We start from the raw sequence: 18,615 nt of genomic DNA on the forward strand, positions 1-18,615 counted from the left end.
GGTCAATACTTTGGCATATTCTCAATAGCCAATTGTAATAAGCCAATTAATTGGCGCCGCCTTTACGCCATGTATTAACTATAGAAAGGGAATGTCAGTCCTGCGCTTGGTCATCGAAATTCGACCCCAGCGACGACAAGCCAGCTGAGAGCCATCTTCAGGAGAGTCACCCCATGAGCAGTGTTATTGCGGTCGTCAAAAGCATTGTTGGTCAGGTCTTCGCGATGTCTCCGGAAGGGTTCCAGCGGCTCCTAGTCGAGGGCGACAGACTCTTTAAAGGCGACCAGTTGCAGACCGGCCTTGAGGGGATGGTGACTCTCGAACTCGCCGATGGCAGCACGGTCGACCTCGGCCGCGACAGTCAGTGGAGCGAATCCCAGGTCGTGGCCAGCGCCGAAACCCAGACTTCCCAGCCGGCCGCCCCGACGCCCGCCGACGACGTCGCGCAACTGCAGAAGGCGATCGAGGCCGGCGTCGACCCGACCCAGGCACTCGAAGCCACTGCGGCCGGCCCGAGCGCCGGTGGCGCAGGCGGTGGTGCCGCCGGTGGTGGGCACAGTTTTGTGATGCTGGATGCCACAGCGGGCCAGGTCGATCCGACCATCGGTTTCGCCACCAGCAATGCTCCCCTGGCCACTGAAGCGCTGGTGGAGGAAGACGCGACGCCGGATACGGAGGCCACCCTGCCCGCCGACACCGGCCTGCCGGATGACACCGTACCGGTACCGGATATCCCCAACAGTTCCCCGCAAGGCCAGGACACCAGCATCACCACCGACGAAGACATCCCGGTCCAGGGACAGCTGGGCGCTACCGACCCCGATGGCGACCCGCTCTCCTACACCCCGGGCGACGCTCCGCGAAACGGCACCGTGGTGATCAACCCGGACGGCTCCTATACCTACACGCCCAATCCGAACTACAACGGCAATGACAGCTTCACGGTCATCGTCGGTGACGGTAAGGGCGGCAGCGACACCATCACCGTCACCATTGGTGTGAATCCGGTGAACGACGCCCCGGTTGCCGCCAACGATGGCCCGGTCCAGGTAACCGAAGACAGCCCGGCCACCGGCAACGTCCTGACCAACGACAGCGACACCGACGGCGATGCCCTGACCGTCACCCAGTTCACCGTGGGCGGCAGCACCTACACCGCTGGCCAGACCGCCACCCTCGGCGGCGTCGGCACCCTGGTGATCAACAGCGACGGCTCCTACACCTTTACCCCGGCGCCGAACTACACCGGTCCAGTGCCCACCGCCACCTACACCGTGACCGATGGCACGGCCACCGACACCGGTGCGTTGACCTTTGCGGATGTAACGCCGGTGGATGACGCGTCCGTCCTCACCGCCGACAGCAACACCGTGGCCGAGGACACTCCGGCCACCGGCAACGTGCTGAGCAACGACTCCGACGTCGACAACAGCCTCAGCGTGTCCAGCTTCACCATTGCCGGTGTCACGGGCAGCTTTACCGCCGGCCAGACTGCCACCATTGCCGGCGTCGGCACCCTGACCATTGCCACTAATGGCGACTACAGCTTCATCCCGGATGCCAACTGGAACGGTACGGTCCCCCAGGTCAGCTACACCACCAACACCGGCAGCAGCTCCGTGCTGAACATCAGCGTCACCCCGGTGAATGACGCCCCGGTTGCCGCCAACGATGGCCCGGTCCAGGTAACCGAAGACAGTCCGGCCACCGGCAACGTCCTGACCAACGACAGCGACACCGACGGCGATTCCCTGACCGTCACCCAGTTCACCGTGGGCGAGACCACCTACATCGCCGGCAAGGCTGCCATTCTCGAAGGCGTCGGCACCCTGGTGATCAACAGCGACGGCTCCTACATCTTTACCCCGGCGCCGAACTACACCGGTCCGGTGCCCACCGCCACCTATACCGTCACCGACGGCACCGCCACCGATACGGGCGAGCTGAGCTTCGGCGCCATCAACCCGGTCAACGATGCGCCAGTCGCCATCAATGACGGCCCGTTACCGGTGACCGAAGACACCCCGGCCACCGGTAACGTCCTGACCAACGACAGCGATGCCGACGGCGATGCCCTAACCGTTACCGGCTTCAGCGTCGACGGGAGCAATTACCTGGCTGGCCAGACCGCGACCCTCGCCGGCATCGGCACCTTGGTGATCAACAGCAACGGCAGCTTCACCTTCACGCCGGCGCCGAACTACAACGGCCCGGTGCCGACCACGACCTACACCGTCAGCGACGGCACCACCACCGACACCGCCGAGCTGAGCTTCGGCAACGTCACCCCGGTGGACGACGCTTCGGTCCTGGTCGCCGATACCAAGACCGTCACCGAGGACAACCCGGCCACCGGCAACGTGCTGGGCAACGATAGCGATGTGGACACCTCCCTGAGCGTCGCCAGCTTCAGCGTGGCTGGCGTCACTGGCAGCTTCTCCGCCGGCCAGACCGCCACCATCGCCGGTGTCGGCACCCTTACCCTTGGCAGCAACGGTGATTACACCTTCACCCCGGAGGCAAACTGGAACGGCTCGGTGCCCCAGGTGACTTACGTCACCAACACCGGCAGCAGCGCCACGCTGGATATCACCGTCACCCCGGCGAACGATGCGCCGGAGAGCAATGCGGCCAGTGGTTCAGGTAACGAAGACGCGGAAGGCATTCCGGTTGAGCTCAGCGGCTCGGACATCGACGGCAACGTTGATCACTTCGTGATCAAGACTCTGCCCACCGATGGCACCCTGATGTTCGACGGCGTGCCGCTTGCAATCGGCTCGGTCGTGCCAGCGAACAGCAATGGCGCAAGCCTCACCTTCGTACCCAACGCCAACTGGAATGGCAGCACCACCTTCCAGTACGCCACGGTGGATAACGATGGCCTGGAAGACGCCAGTCCGGCCACCGGCACCATTAACGTCACCCCGGTGGACGATGCCTCGGTCCTGGCGCCCGATACCAAGACCGTGGCCGAGGACACTCCGGCCACCGGTAACGTGCTGGGCAACGACAGCGATGTGGATAACACCCTCACCGTTGCCAGCTTCAGCATCAACGGCGTACCCGGAAGCTTCACCGCCGGCCAGACCGCCACCCTCGCCAACGTGGGTACCTTCTCCCTTGGCAGCAACGGTGATTACACCTTCACCCCGGCCGCCAACTGGAACGGCTCGGTGCCCCAGGTCACCTACACCACCAATACCGGCAGCAGCGCCACGCTGGACATCACCGTCACGCCTGAGAACGATGCGCCGATCGCGTCCAACGACGGCCCGGTACCGGTGATCGAAGACATCGCGGCGGTCGGCAACGTGCTGACCAATGACAGCGATGTCGACAACGACACCCTGACCGTCACTCAATTCGAAGTAGGCGGGAGCACCTACACCGCCGGCCAGACCGCGACCCTCGCCGGCGTCGGCACCCTGGTGATCAACAGCAACGGCAGCTTCACCTTCACCCCGGCGCTGAACTACAACGGCCCGGTACCGACCGCGACCTACACCGTCAGCGACGGCACCACCACCGACACCGCCGAGCTGAGCTTCGGCAACGTCGCCCCGGTGAACGACGCTTCGGTCCTGGTCGCCGATACCAAGACCGTGGCCGAGGACAACCCGGCCACCGGCAACGTGCTGGGCAACGACAGCGATGTGGACAACGTCCTGACCGTTTCCAGCTTCAGCATCAGTGGTGTGCCCGGCACCTTCACCGCCGGTTCAAGCGCTGTGATTGCCGGCGTTGGCACCCTGAGCATCGTTGCCAACGGCAACTACACCTTTACTCCGGATGCCAACTGGAACGGCTCAGTGCCGCAGGTGACCTATGTCACCAACACTGGCAGCAGCTCCACGCTGGATATCACCGTCACTCCGGAAAACGATGCGCCGGAAACGAATGCGGCCAGTGGTTCGGGTGATGAAGACGCGGAAGGTATTCCGGTTGAGCTCAGCGGCTCGGACTTCGACGGCACCGTCGCCAGCTTCGTGATCAAGACTCTGCCCACCGATGGCACCCTGATGTTCGACGGCGTGCCGCTTGCAATCGGCTCGGTCGTGCCAGCGAACAGCAACGGCGCCAGCCTCACCTTCGTGCCGAACGCCAACTGGAATGGCAGCACCAGCTTCGACTACGCCGCAGTGGATAACCAGGGGCTGGAAGACGGCACCCCGGCCACTGGCACCATCACCGTCGCCTCGGTCAACGATGCGCCGGAAACCCATGCGGCCAGCGGTTCCGGCAACGAAGACTCGGCCGGTATCCCAGTTGCGCTCAGCGGCTCGGACCTCGACGGCACCGTCGCCAGCTTCGTGATCAAGTCGCTGCCGGCCAACGGCATCCTGCAACTCAATGGCGTGACGCTGACTATTGGTGACAGCGTGCCGGCGACCGGCAACGGCGCCAGCGTCACCTTCGTGCCGAACGCCAACTGGAATGGCAGCACCAGCTTCGACTACGCCGCAGTGGATAACCAGGGGCTGGAAGACGCTAGCCCCGCCACTGGCACCATCACCGTTGCCTCGGTCAACGACGCGCCAGACACCCATGCGGCCAGTGGTTCGGGTGACGAAGACGCGCAAGGCATTCCGGTCAGCCTCAGCGGCTCGGACCTCGATGGCACCGTCGCCAGCTTCGTGATCAAGTCGCTGCCGGCCAACGGCATCCTGCAACTCAATGGCGTGACGCTGACTATTGGTGACAGCGTGCCGGCCAGTGGCAACGGCGCCAGTGTCACCTTCGTGCCGAACGCCAACTGGAATGGCAGCACCAGCTTCGAGTACGCCGCGGTGGATAACGATGGCCTGGAAGACGGTTCCCCGGCCACCGGCACCATCACCGTCGCCTCGGTCAACGACGCGCCGGACACGAATGCGGCCAGCGGTTCCGGCAACGAAGACTCCGCCGGTATCCCGGTCAGCCTCAGCGGTTCCGATACGGACGGCACCGTCGCCAGCTTCGTGATCAAGTCGCTGCCGGCCAACGGCACCCTGCTGCTGAACGGCGTGGCGCTGAATATCGGCGACAACGTGCCGGCCAGTGGCAACGGCGCCAGTGTCACCTTCGTGCCGAACGCCAACTGGAATGGCAGCACCAGCTTCGAGTACGCCGCGGTGGATAACGATGGCCTGGAAGACGGTTCCCCGGCCACCGGCACCATCACCGTCGCCTCGGTCAACGACGCGCCGGACACGAATGCGGCCAGCGGTTCCGGCAACGAAGACTCTGCCGGTATCCCGGTCAGCCTCAGCGGTTCCGATACGGACGGCACCGTCGCCAGCTTCGTGATCAAGTCGCTGCCGGCCAACGGCACCCTGCTGCTGAACGGCGTGGCGCTGAATATCGGCGACAACGTGCCGGCCAGTGGCAACGGCGCCAGCCTCACCTTCGTGCCGAACGCCAACTGGAATGGCAGCACCAGCTTCGACTACGCCGCAGTGGATAACCAGGGGCTGGAAGACGGCACCCCGGCCACTGGCACCATCACCGTCGCCTCGGTCAACGATGCGCCGGAAACCCATGCGGCCAGCGGTTCCGGCAACGAAGACTCGGCCGGTATCCCAGTTGCGCTCAGCGGCTCGGACCTCGACGGCACCGTCGCCAGCTTCGTGATCAAGTCGCTGCCGGCCAACGGCATCCTGCAACTCAATGGCGTGACGCTGACTATTGGTGACAGCGTGCCGGCGACCGGCAACGGCGCCAGCGTCACCTTCGTGCCGAACGCCAACTGGAATGGCAGCACCAGCTTCGACTACGCCGCAGTGGATAACCAGGGGCTGGAAGACGCTAGCCCCGCCACTGGCACCATCACCGTTGCCTCGGTCAACGACGCGCCAGACACCCATGCGGCCAGTGGTTCGGGTGACGAAGACGCGCAAGGCATTCCGGTCAGCCTCAGCGGCTCGGACCTCGATGGCACCGTCGCCAGCTTCGTGATCAAGTCGCTGCCGGCCAACGGCATCCTGCAACTCAATGGCGTGACGCTGACTATTGGTGACAGCGTGCCGGCCAGTGGCAACGGCGCCAGTGTCACCTTCGTGCCGAACGCCAACTGGAATGGCAGCACCAGCTTCGAGTACGCCGCGGTGGATAACGATGGCCTGGAAGACGGTTCCCCGGCCACCGGCACCATCACCGTCGCCTCGGTCAACGACGCGCCGGACACGAATGCGGCCAGCGGTTCCGGCAACGAAGACTCCGCCGGTATCCCGGTCAGCCTCAGCGGTTCCGATACGGACGGCACCGTCGCCAGCTTCGTGATCAAGTCGCTGCCGGCCAACGGCACCCTGCTGCTGAACGGCGTGGCGCTGAATATCGGCGACAACGTGCCGGCCAGTGGCAACGGCGCCAGTGTCACCTTCGTGCCGAACGCCAACTGGAATGGCAGCACCAGCTTCGAGTACGCCGCGGTGGATAACGATGGCCTGGAAGACGGTTCCCCGGCCACCGGCACCATCACCGTCGCCTCGGTCAACGACGCGCCGGACACGAATGCGGCCAGCGGTTCCGGCAACGAAGACTCCGCCGGTATCCCGGTCAGCCTCAGCGGTTCCGATACGGACGGCACCGTCGCCAGCTTCGTGATCAAGTCGCTGCCGGCCAACGGCACCCTGCTGCTGAACGGCGTGGCGCTGAATATCGGCGACAACGTGCCGGCCAGTGGCAACGGCGCCAGCCTCACCTTCGTGCCGAACGCCAACTGGAATGGCAGCACCAGCTTCGACTACGCCGCAGTGGACAACCAGGGCCTGGAAGACGCCACGCCAGCCACCGGCACCATCACCGTCGCCTCGGTCAACGACGCGCCGGACACGAATGCGGCCAGCGGTTCCGGCAACGAAGACTCCGCCGGTATCCCGGTCAGCCTCAGCGGTTCCGATACGGACGGCACCGTCGCCAGCTTCGTGATCAAGTCGCTGCCGGCCAACGGCACCCTGCTGCTGAACGGCGTGGCGCTGAATATCGGCGACAACGTGCCGGCCAGTGGCAACGGCGCCAGTGTCACCTTCGTGCCGAACGCCAACTGGAATGGCAGCACCAGCTTCGACTACGCCGCAGTGGATAACCAGGGGCTTGAAGACGGCACCCCGGCCACCGGCACCATCACCGTCAACTCAGTCAACGATGCGCCGGAAACCAATACCACCAGTGCCACCGGCAACGAAGATTCCGCCGGTATCCCGGTCAGCCTCAGCGGCTCGGACTTCGACGGCACCGTCGCCAGCTTCGTGATCAAGACTCTGCCCACCGATGGCACCCTGATGTTCGACGGCGTGCCGCTTGCAATCGGCTCGGTCGTGCCAGCGAACAGCAACGGCGCCAGCCTCACCTTCGTGCCGAACGCCAACTGGAATGGCAGCACCAGCTTCGACTACGCCGCAGTGGATAACCAGGGGCTGGAAGACGGCACCCCGGCCACTGGCACCATCACCGTCGCCTCGGTCAACGATGCGCCGGAAACCCATGCGGCCAGCGGTTCCGGCAACGAAGACTCGGCCGGTATCCCAGTTGCGCTCAGCGGCTCGGACCTCGACGGCACCGTCGCCAGCTTCGTGATCAAGTCGCTGCCGGCCAACGGCATCCTGCAACTCAATGGCGTGACGCTGACTATTGGTGACAGCGTGCCGGCCAGTGGCAACGGCGCCAGTGTCACCTTCGTGCCGAACGCCAACTGGAATGGCAGCACCAGCTTCGAGTACGCCGCGGTGGATAACGATGGCCTGGAAGACGGTTCCCCGGCCACCGGCACCATCACCGTCGCCTCGGTCAACGACGCGCCGGACACGAATGCGGCCAGCGGTTCCGGCAACGAAGACTCCGCCGGTATCCCGGTCAGCCTCAGCGGTTCCGATACGGACGGCACCGTCGCCAGCTTCGTGATCAAGTCGCTGCCGGCCAACGGCACCCTGCTGCTGAACGGCGTGGCGCTGAATATCGGCGACAACGTGCCGGCCAGTGGCAACGGCGCCAGCCTCACCTTCGTGCCGAACGCCAACTGGAATGGCAGCACCAGCTTCGACTACGCCGCAGTGGACAACCAGGGCCTGGAAGACGCCACGCCAGCCACCGGCACCATCACCGTCGCCTCGGTCAACGACGCGCCGGACACGAATGCGGCCAGCGGTTCCGGCAACGAAGACTCCGCCGGTATCCCGGTCAGCCTCAGCGGCTCGGACTTCGACGGCACCGTCGCCAGCTTCGTGATCAAGTCGCTGCCGGCCAACGGTACCCTGCTGCTGAACGGTGTCGCCCTGGCCATCGGCTCCGTGGTGCCGGCCAGCGGCAACGGCGCCAGTGTCACCTTCGTGCCGAACGCCAACTGGAACGGCAGCACCAGCTTCGACTACGCCGCAGTGGATAACCAGGGCCTGGAAGACGGTTCCCCGGCCACCGGCACCATCACCGTTGCCTCGGTCAACGACGCGCCAGACACCCATGCGGCCAGTGGTTCGGGTGATGAAGACTCGGCCGGTATCCCGGTTGCCCTCAGCGGTTCCGATGCGGACGGCACCATTGCCAGCTTCGTGATCAAGTCGCTGCCGGCCAACGGCATCCTGCAACTCAATGGCGTGACGCTGACTATTGGTGACAGCGTGCCGGCCAGTGGCAACGGCGCCAGTGTCACCTTCGTGCCGAACGCCAACTGGAATGGCACCACCAACTTCCAGTACGCCTCGGTGGATAACCAGGGGCTGGAAGACGGCACCCCGGCCACTGGCACCATCACCGTTGCCCCGGTCAACGATGCGCCGGAAACCAACACTGCCAGCGCCTCCGGCAATGAAGACAGCCTGGTCGCCATCAGCCTGAGTGGCTCGGACATCGACGGTACGATCGCCAGCTTCAAGATCACCTCGATGCCGCAGCACGGCACCTTCTACAGCGACGCCGCCGGCACCATCGCCATTACCGCGGCCAGCGTGATCACGGCCGTGAGCAATGGCGCGACCATCTACTTCCGCCCGGACAGCAACTGGAACGGCAACACCAACTTCCAGTACAGCGCGGTGGACAACGCAGGCCTGCAGGATGCCACCCCGGCCCAGGGCACCATCACCGTCAACCCGGTGAACGATGCGCCGACCTCGGCCAACGGCGCCGCCAGCGTCAATGCCGGCAGCACCTACACCTTCAAGGTGTCGGATTTCAGCTTCAGCGACAGCATCGACGCTGCCACCGGCCAGACCCACAGCCTGCAGAGCGTGATCGTCAAGGCACTGCCGGGCAGCGGTACCCTGCTGCTCAACGGCGTGGCCATCAACGCCAACACGTCGGTAAGCGCCAGCGATATCGCCCAGGGCAAGCTGACCTACCAGCCGGGCGCTTCCGGCAATCAGACAACCTTCCAGTTCGCCATACAGGACAACGGCGGCACCGCCAACGGCGGGGTCAATACCTCGGGTAATCATGACTTCACGCTGAACATCGGCCGTGTCGAAGTCCCGACCAACCCGAACGGTGATAACGACATCATCGGTGGCGGTGGCGACGACGTGATCCTTGGCGATACCGGCGGCACTCTGACCACTACCCAGCCGGGGACCAGCTACAACGTAGCACTGATCGTCGATACCTCTGGCTCCATGGCCTACAGCCTGCAAGGACAAAGCGGCGTCAGCTACGCTGACTCCCGGATGAAGCTGGTCAAGGACGCCCTGCTGAACCTGGCCAACCAGCTGAAGAACCACGATGGGGATATCAACATCACCCTGATCGGCTTCGCTGGCTCTGCTACTACCAAGATCACCATCACCGATCTCAGCGATAGCAATATCGAGCAACTGCTGGCCGCGATCGGCCGCAGCCAGAACGAGGGCCTGAGTGCCACTGGTAGCACCAACTACCAGGACGCCTTCGAGGAGGCCACAAGCTGGTTCAATGGTCAGCAAAACGGCTACGAGAACCTGACGCTGTTCCTCACCGACGGCGACCCCACCACCACCAATAGTGGCGCCAGTGACGACTACAGCGTACTCACTCAGTCAATCAACACCTTCCGGGACCTGAGCGACATCAGCACCGTACGCGCTATCGGAATCGGCCCGGGCGTCAACGAGAACTACCTGAAGTTCTTCGACGACACCAACGTGACCGGCACCAGCTCCCTGGACTTCGGTACCACGAGTACGACCATTGCCAACTTCAACAGCAATGGCGGCATCAACCGGCCCAGCAACTGGACCACTACCGGCCCCGGCAGCGTAAGCCGCAGCTATGACGACCAGTTGCAGATCACCGACGCCTACAACAACGGCGCCACCGCCACCACCAGCCCAGAGTTCAACGTCAGCGCCAACAATGCCGGCAAGCTGACCTTCAGCTATCAGGGAACCGAGTTCAGCAGCGGCGACACCTTCACCTGGACTCTCTTGAAGAAAGTCACGGGAGCCAATGGCAGCACGACCTGGGCAGTGGAGGACTCGGGCACCCGGACCACTGGCACCAGTGCGACCGTCGAATCCAAGGTACTGAACGACGGCACCTACAAGCTCGCATTCTCGCTGAACGATGGCAGCACCCACTGGCTCTGGGGAAGCGCCGACGCCATCGTTCGTATCGACAACATCGCCGTCACCAGCAAGAACACCGTTACCGGCCCCACCGGCCAAGTGGATATCGTTCAGCAGGCCGGCGACCTGACCAGTGCGCTCAATGGTGGCCACAGCAGTACCGATCCGGTCGCCGTGGGCCACGACACCATCAGTGGCGGTGCCGGCGACGACATCATCTTCGGTGACGTCATCAACACAGATAACCTGCCCTGGGGTCTCAACGGTAACCCGGCCAAGCCGGCCGACCTGCCGGCAGGGTCGGGCATGAAGGCGCTGCAGAGTTTCCTTGAGCTGAAGAACGGCCACGTCGCTACCTCGGACGAGCTGTACAGCTACATCAAGAACAACCACGCGACCTTCAACGTGGATGGCGATACCCGTGGCGGCAACGACCTGCTCCAGGGCGGTGACGGCAACGACATCCTCTATGGCCAGGGCGGCAATGACCAGCTGATCGGCGGCAACGGCAATGACATCCTGTTTGGCGGCACCGGTACCGATACCCTGACCGGCGGCAAAGGCAGCGACACACTATGGGGTGGCAGCGGCAACGACACCTTCGTGTGGAAAGCCGGTGACTCCGGCGTCGTGGGCAGCCCCGATCAGGATGTGGTGAAGGACTTCAAGATGAGCGAGGGCGACAAGCTCAACTTGAGCGACCTGCTGCAAGGGGAAACCAGCAGCACCATCGACAACTTCCTCAAGCTGATCGTCGATAACGGCACCGGCAACGCCACCCTGCTGGTAAGCAAGGACGGCCATCTGAACGATGCCGGTGGTACCGCCGCCAGCCACGCCGATCTGTCCATCACCCTGGAGGGTGCGGCAGCCCAGCTCAGCGGACAGTCCATCAACTCCCTGATCGCGGGTGCCGACCCGACCATCAAGGTCGACCAGAACTGATGTTTCACCGTCCGCGACCACTCCGGTGGTTGCGGACGGGAGGCATCTGCCCTCATGCTCGCGGCAGTCCTCAAGGGAGACTCGCCATGCTCTATATCCAGCGCGATGAAGACGGAAACCTGATTCGCGTCGAAGCAGCCGAATTCGACCAAATGACCGGCACACTGCCGGCTGACGACCAGGAAATTCAGGGCTGGTACGCCAACCTGGCGATGCAGAGCAGCCTGCTGCAATTGAAACAGAGCGACCTGGACATGATCCGGGTACTCGACGACCTGATCACGGTGCTGATGACCAAGGGTCTGATCCGCATCACCGACCTGCCGCCAGCGGCCCAATCCAAGCTGCTCAGCCGGAACCAGGCGCGGGAAGCCCTGGGTGGCATCTCGCGGTTGATCGTCGAAGAGGAAGAAGAAGCGGGATCAGGGCTCATCTGAACCAGCCGGAGCCTTTGCTCGCTGTGTGTGGGAGCGAATTCATTCGCGAATTTCCCGCAATCCCCAGCAGGCATCGCAGGGCAGGCCTTCGACCTGCTTCGTGAATGAATTCGCTCCTACAGCCCATCGATCAGCGCCAGGGCGCCGGCGCACCAAACAGCTGGCCCTGAACGCCCCGGATGCCCATCCCCTGCAGCACGAGCAGTTCACCTTCGGTTTCCACGCGCTCGGCGATCAGCGGCAGGTCGATGCTGTGGGCGGCACGTTGCATGGCTTCGATGAACAGGCGCTTGTCGGCTTCCAGGTCGATGGCGCGGATATAGCTACCGTCCACCTTCAGGTAGGCCAGGCCCAGGCGGGCCAGGTTGCCAATCATGCTGAAGCGGCCACCGAAGTGCTGAAGGCTGAGGCTGAAACCCAGGTCTCGCAGACGACGGGTGAGTTGCTCCAGCACGGCCTGCTCCGGCAGTTGATCCTCTTCCAGCTCCAGCACCAGTCGCGGCCCCAGTTGGGAGTGCTTGCGGAGCAGCTCGAAGGCTTTCTCCAACGCCCGGGGCTCGCGCAACAGCGCACCGGAGAGGTTGAGTGCCAGGGTTTCGCCGTGGCCGGCCATCTGCTGCAGGACCAACTCCAGCATCAGCAGGTCGAGACGCGCCATCCAGCCAAAGCGCTGCAGCCAGGGCAGGAAGCGACCGGCCGGTATGTTCTCGCCACGCTCGTCGCGCAAGCGCGACAGCACCTTGTAGTGCAGCACCCGCGAACGATCACGACTATCCACCACCGGCTGGAAATAGAGCTGCAACTGACGCTGGCCAAGTGCCCGATCCAGCAGTTGATGCCAGGCATGGCGCTCGTCGCCCACGCTGGGCGCATCACCCTGGGTCAGGCTGGCCCAGGTCCGCTCCGCCTGGCTTTCCGCCTTGGCCAGGGCCTCGTCGGCCAGACGCAACAGGTCGGCGAGCGCTTCGCCCGGACTGAACGGCACCAGCCCCATATGGGCCACCGGCAACGCATCGGCGGCCCCCGTGGTCACCAGGTTCGCCAGGCCGGCATCCAGACGCTGGGCCAACAGCTCGGCCTCTTCGGCCACCAGGCCGGGTATCAGCAGGGCGAAGTCGCCACCCCGGCTGCGTGCCACCAACTGGCCCGCGCCCTGCCCCGCCACCACCTGCCGGAGCAACTCGGCCACCGCCACCAACAACTGGTCGGTGCGTTGGCCACCCAGGCGCTGGTTGAGTCCGGCGAGGTCGTGCAGGCGCAGCAGGAACAGGTAACCGGCACTGGCATGGTCCTCGGCGCTGAGGCGCGCCTGCAGCTGCATTTCGAAGTAGCGGCGGTTGGCCAGCCCGGTCAGGCTGTCCTTGTAGGCTTCGTCGCGCAGCCGTTCGCTGCGCTCGGCCTGTTCCTGGAACAGCGCCTTGAGCTTCTCCACCATCTGGTTCATCGCCTGCACCACACGGCGCAGCTCAGGGGTACGCGGCAATTCCGGCAGGCTGAGGAACTCACGACGGGCGATGGCGTGGGACTGCTCCACCATGTAATCCAGGGGCCTCAGCTGACGTCGCAACAGGAAGGCGCCGAGGCCGGCGCTGACCAGGCCACAGGCCAGCAGCCAGCCAAGGCTGCCCAGTGCGCTCTGCCAGAGCCGGGCAAGCGCGAACAGCGGATGGCTCTTCACCTCCACCCGCGCCGCCTGCTGCCAGCCACGGCTGACGATGGCGTCGCCGCCGACCGATTGCAGGCCGATCAGGCTGACGAACCACTGCGGCACCTGGGCGCCAGCCGCGTCGGGTACGCCGGTGCGCTCTACCAGCACTTGGCCGCTGGCAAGGTCGATGACCCGGATGCTCTCGTAATAGCCGCTGTCGAAGATGGAGCTGACCATCAGCTCGACCATCGCCGGATCGTCGATATGCGGGGTCAGCGACAGGCCGAGGGCGGTCGCCGCGTCCTGGGCGTGGGAGCGCAGCTGATTGACGTACTGCTCGCGCGAACTCTCCAGGCCGACCGTGAAACTGCCGCTGAAGGCGACCACCAGGAACAGGCAGATGGCGATCAACAACTGTTTGAACAGAGACATCTCGACTCCTATCGGGCGGGCCCCACGGGGAAGCCCTCAGCATTCATTTTCTTGAGCAACTCCTGCCAGCGTGACAGCCGCTTGGCATCCCCCACCTGCTTGCCGCCGCCGCTTCCAGCCAGCCACAGACCCTCGGCGTTGAAGGCGTAGACCGGCATCAGGTCGGTACGCTGATTGGCAGGACGGATGATGCCGACCAGGTTGTCCAGCACCAGCGGCATGGCATCCGGAGATGCGTAGTAGGTCAGCACCATGTGCGCCTGGTTCAGGCGCAACGCCTTGACGTAGGTAATGCGCAGCTTCTCGCTGGGCACACCGAGCTGGCGCAGGCTGAAGTACTTGGCGATGGCGAAGTCCTCGCAGTCCCCGGCGCCTATGCGCAGGGCCTGCACGGGAGTCGCCCAGTAATCGGTTTCGCCCCAGAGTTCGCGGTCGTCGCGAAAGCGCAATCTGGCGTTGAAGAAGCGGTTCACCTCTTCCAGTTGCATCTTCTCGTCTGCACCGGCAAGGCGTCCCAGGGTCGCCTGCCAGTCATCGATTCGCTGCTTGCCGGGGCCAAGGGGGCCGTAGAGGTTTTCGGCGCGGCGACTGATCAGGGTGAAATCCCAGTCCGCCTGCAATGCGCCGGCCAGCAGTGCCGCCAGCAACGCCGCCGCCAGGGCTGGCCTACGCCGTCCCCGCCAAGCACGCCAGGCCTGCACGCTACCTCGGACCATCCACCATCCCGCCTCGGAGGCCATCGGCCCCATGGAACACGGCGCGAATGGTGCGGGCTGGTCCGGAAAAAGACAATGGCATTCTGCCGCCATCTAACTGACAACAGCGCAGCCTACCTGCTGGGTTCAGCGCAGCCCGCGCAGATGGAGGAAACCGAACAGCAGCACTTGCAGACGCTCCAGCCAGGGATACGGGCGTGCCTTCAGCTTGCGATTGAACAGAACCGCCTCGCCCACATGGGCCAGCAGGATCGCGCCGGCCGCCAGCAGCAAGGGTCGATGCAGCGGCTCGCCGAAGGGGTAGGCGAGGTTGAGCAGGGCCACCAGCCAGAACATCGCCAGCGCGCCTTTGGCAAAGGACAGGAAGTGCATTGCGGGGTCTCCATTCGAGGGTTGGCCCCGCAGTGTGCCGCTCGCTGCGCCGACTGCCTTCCGCACTTTAGGCTGGAAAGCAGCGCGGCAGGCGACGGGTCAGCGCAAGGTCAGGGCGATGGGCGTTTCCTCGAAGTCGAAGCAGCCGAGGAAAGTCTTGATGTCCAGCAGGTTGCCGTCCACCTTCACGTCGCCCAGCAGGGCACCCTTGAGCAGACCGTTCTCGCCACTGATGACGGTATCGAGGTAGGTCTTGTCGAAGGTCAGCTTGAGCGTGGTGCCTTCGGGAATCCCCTTGTGCAGCTCGGCCACGCCACGGCGAACTTCCAGCGCCCACTCTTCCTTGATGTCGGGGAAGACGAAGCCCAGGGTCAGGTTCACGTCAGCGCTCTTTTCCGGGTCCAGGCGTGTCACCCAGTTCTGCAGGAAGATCCGCGCCGGCAGGTTCTTCAGCATGTCCGGCGAGAGGAAGGCATTGCGCATGGTCTGGGACAGCTGCAGCGAGGCGTCGCCATCCAGCTTGCCCTCCAGCTCCATGGCGCTCATCAGGTACCAGTTGCGCCAGTTGATGTTCATGCTGGCGTAGCCCAGGCGACGGAAGCTGCGCGCCTTGATCTCTCGGGCCAGTTGGTCGTCGTGATCGATGCGGATGGCGTAGCCCGCCAGTTCGGCAGCCCACTGGTAGTCGCCCTTGAGGTAGGCGTCGCCGGCGGCTAACAGCACTTTCTCGCGACCGCCCATCAGTTCCACCAGGCGCTTGGCCTTCTCCACGGGAGGGACAGGGTCGAGGTCCACCGGGTCACCCTGGAACCAGCCCAGGTAGCCCTGATAGATCTGCCGAACGCTGTGCTTCACGGTGCCGTAGTACTCCCGCAGGTAGGGCGTGTATCCGGCCAGGTAGGGCGGCAGCTGGACCTTCTCGACCAGTTCGTCGGGTGTCAGGCCCTTGTTCATCCAGCGCACGGTCTGGTCGTGGACGTAGGCGATGGCGTCGCGGGTCATGCGCAGAACCTCCTCCACCTTGTCCTTGCCGCTCACCGGCTGGCCGTGCAGCGGCACCATGTAGTCGGCCTGGTAGGCACGCAGCTTGTCGAGGCTGTTCACCCACACCACCGGGTCGCGGAACTTGGTGCCGCGCAGGGTATGGATGTTCGGCAGGGTCGGGCCCTGGGTGACTTCGGCGCTGATCAGTACCTTGTTCTGCGGCAGGAACAGCACGATCTCGTCCGGTGCCTCGCTGGGCACGTGGAGGAACTGCACCGGCAGACCGGCGATGGTGGTGTCCAGCTTGTCCTTGAAGGTGATGGTGGGCGCGATGAAGGTGGATTTAGCTTCATGGGCCAGGGGGCCGAGGCCAGCGTTCATGTCCTTCCTGTCGGCGTCCGGCAGCGCTGCACCGAAGCTGTAGCCCGAGCGCATGCCGAGGATCGGGCCGACCAGCGCCCCCTGGGTCACCACGTTCTCCAGCAGGGTTTCCTGGGCGTAGATCTGCACCTCGCCCGCCTTCACCTGTTCCTCGCTGACGAAGCCCTTCACACCGTTGATGTGGTCCGGGTGGAAGTGGGTGTAGACGATGGCCTTGATCGGCTTTTCGCTGATCTTGCGGAACTCCGCGAGCACCTTGCGCGACTGCTCGGCCGACTCACCGGTGTCGACGATGACCAGCCCTTCGGGTGCCACGATCATCACGCTGTTGGCGAGGTTCCAGCCCACCGCCGAGTACACGTTGTCGGCGATCTTGTAGACCTTCTCGTCGAAGTGCCGGGTGTGCTCGGCCAGTTCTGCATTGATGCTCGGTTCGATGGACTCTTCCGGCAGTGCGGCGTCGGCGCCCAGGGGCAGCGCGGCGGCCAGGAGCAGGCCGCTGAATCGGGTAGTGATGCGCATGGTTCGCTCGGGATTGTTGTTTTTGGCCGAGACAGGCTGGCAGTCGCCTGCTAATAATTCCAATGCATTCTTTTCCCATATTCGATGCAAGGCACGCATGAACGACCTTCGCCAGCTCCGCCATTTCGTCGCCCTCGCCGAGCATGGCCACTTCGCCCGCGCGGCGGAAGCGGTGAATCTCAGCCAGCCCGCCCTCAGCCGCAGTATCCAGGCCCTGGAGGCCAGCCTGGGTTGCAGCCTGCTGGACCGGGCGCCACGCCAGATCAGCCTGACGGCCCACGGCCGGCTGGTGCTCGAGCATGCCCGGCGCCTGCTGGACGGCAGCCGCGCCCTGCACAGCGCGGTGACCCAGCTGGACAATCTCGACAGCGGCGAACTGCGCCTGGGTGCCGGCCCCTACCCCGCCGCACGCCTGGTTCCCAGAGCTCTCGGACGTTTCGCCAGCCGCCACCCTGGCGTTCGCGTGCAACTCACCCTGGAGAACTGGCACAGCCTGCGCCAGCGTCTGCTGGACGACGCCATCGAGCTGTTCGTCGCTGATATCCGCGAGTTCGACGGCGATCCCCTGCTGGACATCATTCCCCTGCGCCGCCATCCCGGCACCCTGTTCTGCCGCCCCGGCCACCCTCTGCTGGCGCGGGACCGGGTGCGACTGACTGACCTTGCCGCCTATGCACTGGCCGGCACGCAACTGCCCGTGGAAGTGGCCCGCGCCATCGGCGAGCTTGCCGGCAATGAAAAACCGCTGGCGATCGAGTGCGACAACTTCATGGTGCTGAAGGCGGTAGTCGCCGGAAGTGATGTGGTCAGCATGGCCCCCTGGGATGTGGTCGCCGAGGACGTCATGGCCGGTCGACTGGCCATGCTGGAGCCGATTGCCAGCACCAGGACCCTATCGGCCTATGGCGTCGTCACCCATGCCGCGCGCAGCCTGTCTCCGGCTGCGCGGGCGTTGAAGGAACTGTTGCTGGAAGAGGACCGGGACTTCTCCGCCATCTAGCGGCGGTCCTTCATGGACCAGTCACTGCGGTTGTTGTAGCGCGGATTGTGCGGCCGTGCCTCGTAGCCCGGTTCTACCCGGTACTGCTGGCGAACGCCGTGCCGCCGATGAGGCTGTTGCTGATAGTCAGCTTGCTGATAGTTCTGCCGGCGATAGTTCTGCCGGTGATAGTTCTGTTGCCGATAGCTGGACTCGCGGTAGCCCGGCTGAGGATTGTTCTTGCCCCAGGTCTGCAGGCGCGGCGTGTAGTCGTGGCGGCGCTCCTGGAAGTTGTCATAGGGCTGCTGGTAGTAGCGGCGCGGGTGATGGAACTTGCGGTCCCTGTCGTGGAAGCGCTTGTCGTAGTAACGCCTGTCGGACTTGTAGTAGTCCTTGCGGCCGTCATAGTCGCGACGGTCGTAATAGCGGCGATCGTAATAACGGCCGTCGTCACGGTGATCGACGATGTAATAGTTCCGCTTCGGGACGTCGTAGTAGTAGCTGCGATGTACTGGGTAGTCGCCGTCGTAGTAGCGGCGACCGTAATAATCGTTGTCGTAGTCATAGACGGCACAGCCGCCCAGGGTGAGGCTCAGTACGGCAAGGAAGAATGATCGGTAGGACATGGCGGCCTCCTTCGACCGCTAGGGACGGCGCAGACAGATGTCGGCGACTGGGATTTCTCCCGTTT

General features: G+C 64.3%; 8 protein-coding genes. 3 read left to right on the plus strand and 5 right to left on the minus strand.

Translation table 11 applies throughout. From position 1 onward, the window contains the following. Positions 1–173: 173 nt before the first annotated feature. Together FXN65_RS20785 and FXN65_RS20790 are read left to right on the plus strand one after the other, a co-directional pair. Positions 174–11,453, plus strand: a complete 11,280-nt coding sequence (locus FXN65_RS20785; protein ID WP_151135944.1) for a retention module-containing protein — start codon at positions 174–176, stop codon at positions 11,451–11,453. 86 nt (positions 11,454–11,539) lie between these two features. Further along, entirely contained in the window at positions 11,540–11,890 is a 351-nt protein-coding gene (locus FXN65_RS20790; RefSeq protein WP_151135946.1) for a tryptophan synthase subunit beta, read from the plus strand. A 130-nt stretch (positions 11,891–12,020) separates the two neighbouring features. Here the strand turns inward: FXN65_RS20790 and lapD are convergent, their stop codons facing one another. The 4 genes from lapD to FXN65_RS20810 form a co-directional block, all read right to left on the minus strand. Beyond that, the gene (gene lapD / locus FXN65_RS20795; RefSeq protein ID WP_151135948.1) at positions 12,021–13,970 is read right to left on the minus strand and encodes a cyclic di-GMP receptor LapD; all 1,950 of its coding nucleotides are present in this window, start codon (positions 13,968–13,970) and stop codon (positions 12,021–12,023) included. Between the two features lie 8 nt (positions 13,971–13,978). Beyond that, positions 13,979–14,686, minus strand: coding sequence for a cysteine protease LapG (gene lapG, locus FXN65_RS20800; protein WP_151135950.1), 708 nt, complete (start codon positions 14,684–14,686; stop codon positions 13,979–13,981). Between the two features lie 126 nt (positions 14,687–14,812). Continuing rightward, positions 14,813–15,058 carry a DUF1145 domain-containing protein gene (locus FXN65_RS20805; RefSeq protein WP_151135952.1) on the minus strand — a complete coding sequence of 82 codons (246 nt, stop codon included), beginning with the start codon at positions 15,056–15,058 and terminating at the stop codon, positions 14,813–14,815. Between the two features lie 99 nt (positions 15,059–15,157). Continuing rightward, on the minus strand, positions 15,158–16,945 hold the full coding sequence (locus FXN65_RS20810; RefSeq protein ID WP_151135954.1) for an alkyl/aryl-sulfatase: 1,788 nt from the start codon (positions 16,943–16,945) through the stop codon (positions 15,158–15,160). 97 nt (positions 16,946–17,042) lie between these two features. Here FXN65_RS20810 and FXN65_RS20815 point away from each other — a divergent pair, with 97 nt between their 5' ends. Continuing rightward, entirely contained in the window at positions 17,043–17,945 is a 903-nt protein-coding gene (locus tag FXN65_RS20815) for a LysR family transcriptional regulator (protein ID WP_151135956.1), read from the plus strand. Here the strand turns inward: FXN65_RS20815 and FXN65_RS20820 are convergent. Next, a complete protein-coding gene (locus FXN65_RS20820; protein WP_151135958.1) occupies positions 17,942–18,550 on the minus strand; it encodes a hypothetical protein in 609 nt (202 codons plus the stop codon). The two genes, FXN65_RS20815 and FXN65_RS20820, sit on opposite strands and share 4 nt — an antisense overlap. Positions 18,551–18,615: the final 65 nt, after the last annotated feature.

The sequence above is a fragment of the Pseudomonas lalkuanensis genome, assembly GCF_008807375.1.
GTDB lineage: Bacteria > Pseudomonadota > Gammaproteobacteria > Pseudomonadales > Pseudomonadaceae > Metapseudomonas > Metapseudomonas lalkuanensis.

Bases quoted from the DNA above. Each gene is read 5' to 3' on its own strand.
- FXN65_RS20785 (WP_151135944.1), top strand. From the start codon at position 174: ATGAGCAGTGTTATTGCGGTCGTCAAAAGCATTGTTGGTCAGGTCTTC.
- FXN65_RS20790 (WP_151135946.1), top strand. From the start codon at position 11,540: ATGCTCTATATCCAGCGCGATGAAGACGGAAACCTGATTCGCGTCGAA.
- lapD (WP_151135948.1), bottom strand. From the start codon at position 13,970: ATGTCTCTGTTCAAACAGTTGTTGATCGCCATCTGCCTGTTCCTGGTG.
- lapG (WP_151135950.1), bottom strand. From the start codon at position 14,686: ATGGTCCGAGGTAGCGTGCAGGCCTGGCGTGCTTGGCGGGGACGGCGT.
- FXN65_RS20805 (WP_151135952.1), bottom strand. From the start codon at position 15,058: ATGCACTTCCTGTCCTTTGCCAAAGGCGCGCTGGCGATGTTCTGGCTG.
- FXN65_RS20810 (WP_151135954.1), bottom strand. From the start codon at position 16,945: ATGCGCATCACTACCCGATTCAGCGGCCTGCTCCTGGCCGCCGCGCTG.
- FXN65_RS20815 (WP_151135956.1), top strand. From the start codon at position 17,043: ATGAACGACCTTCGCCAGCTCCGCCATTTCGTCGCCCTCGCCGAGCAT.
- FXN65_RS20820 (WP_151135958.1), bottom strand. From the start codon at position 18,550: ATGTCCTACCGATCATTCTTCCTTGCCGTACTGAGCCTCACCCTGGGC.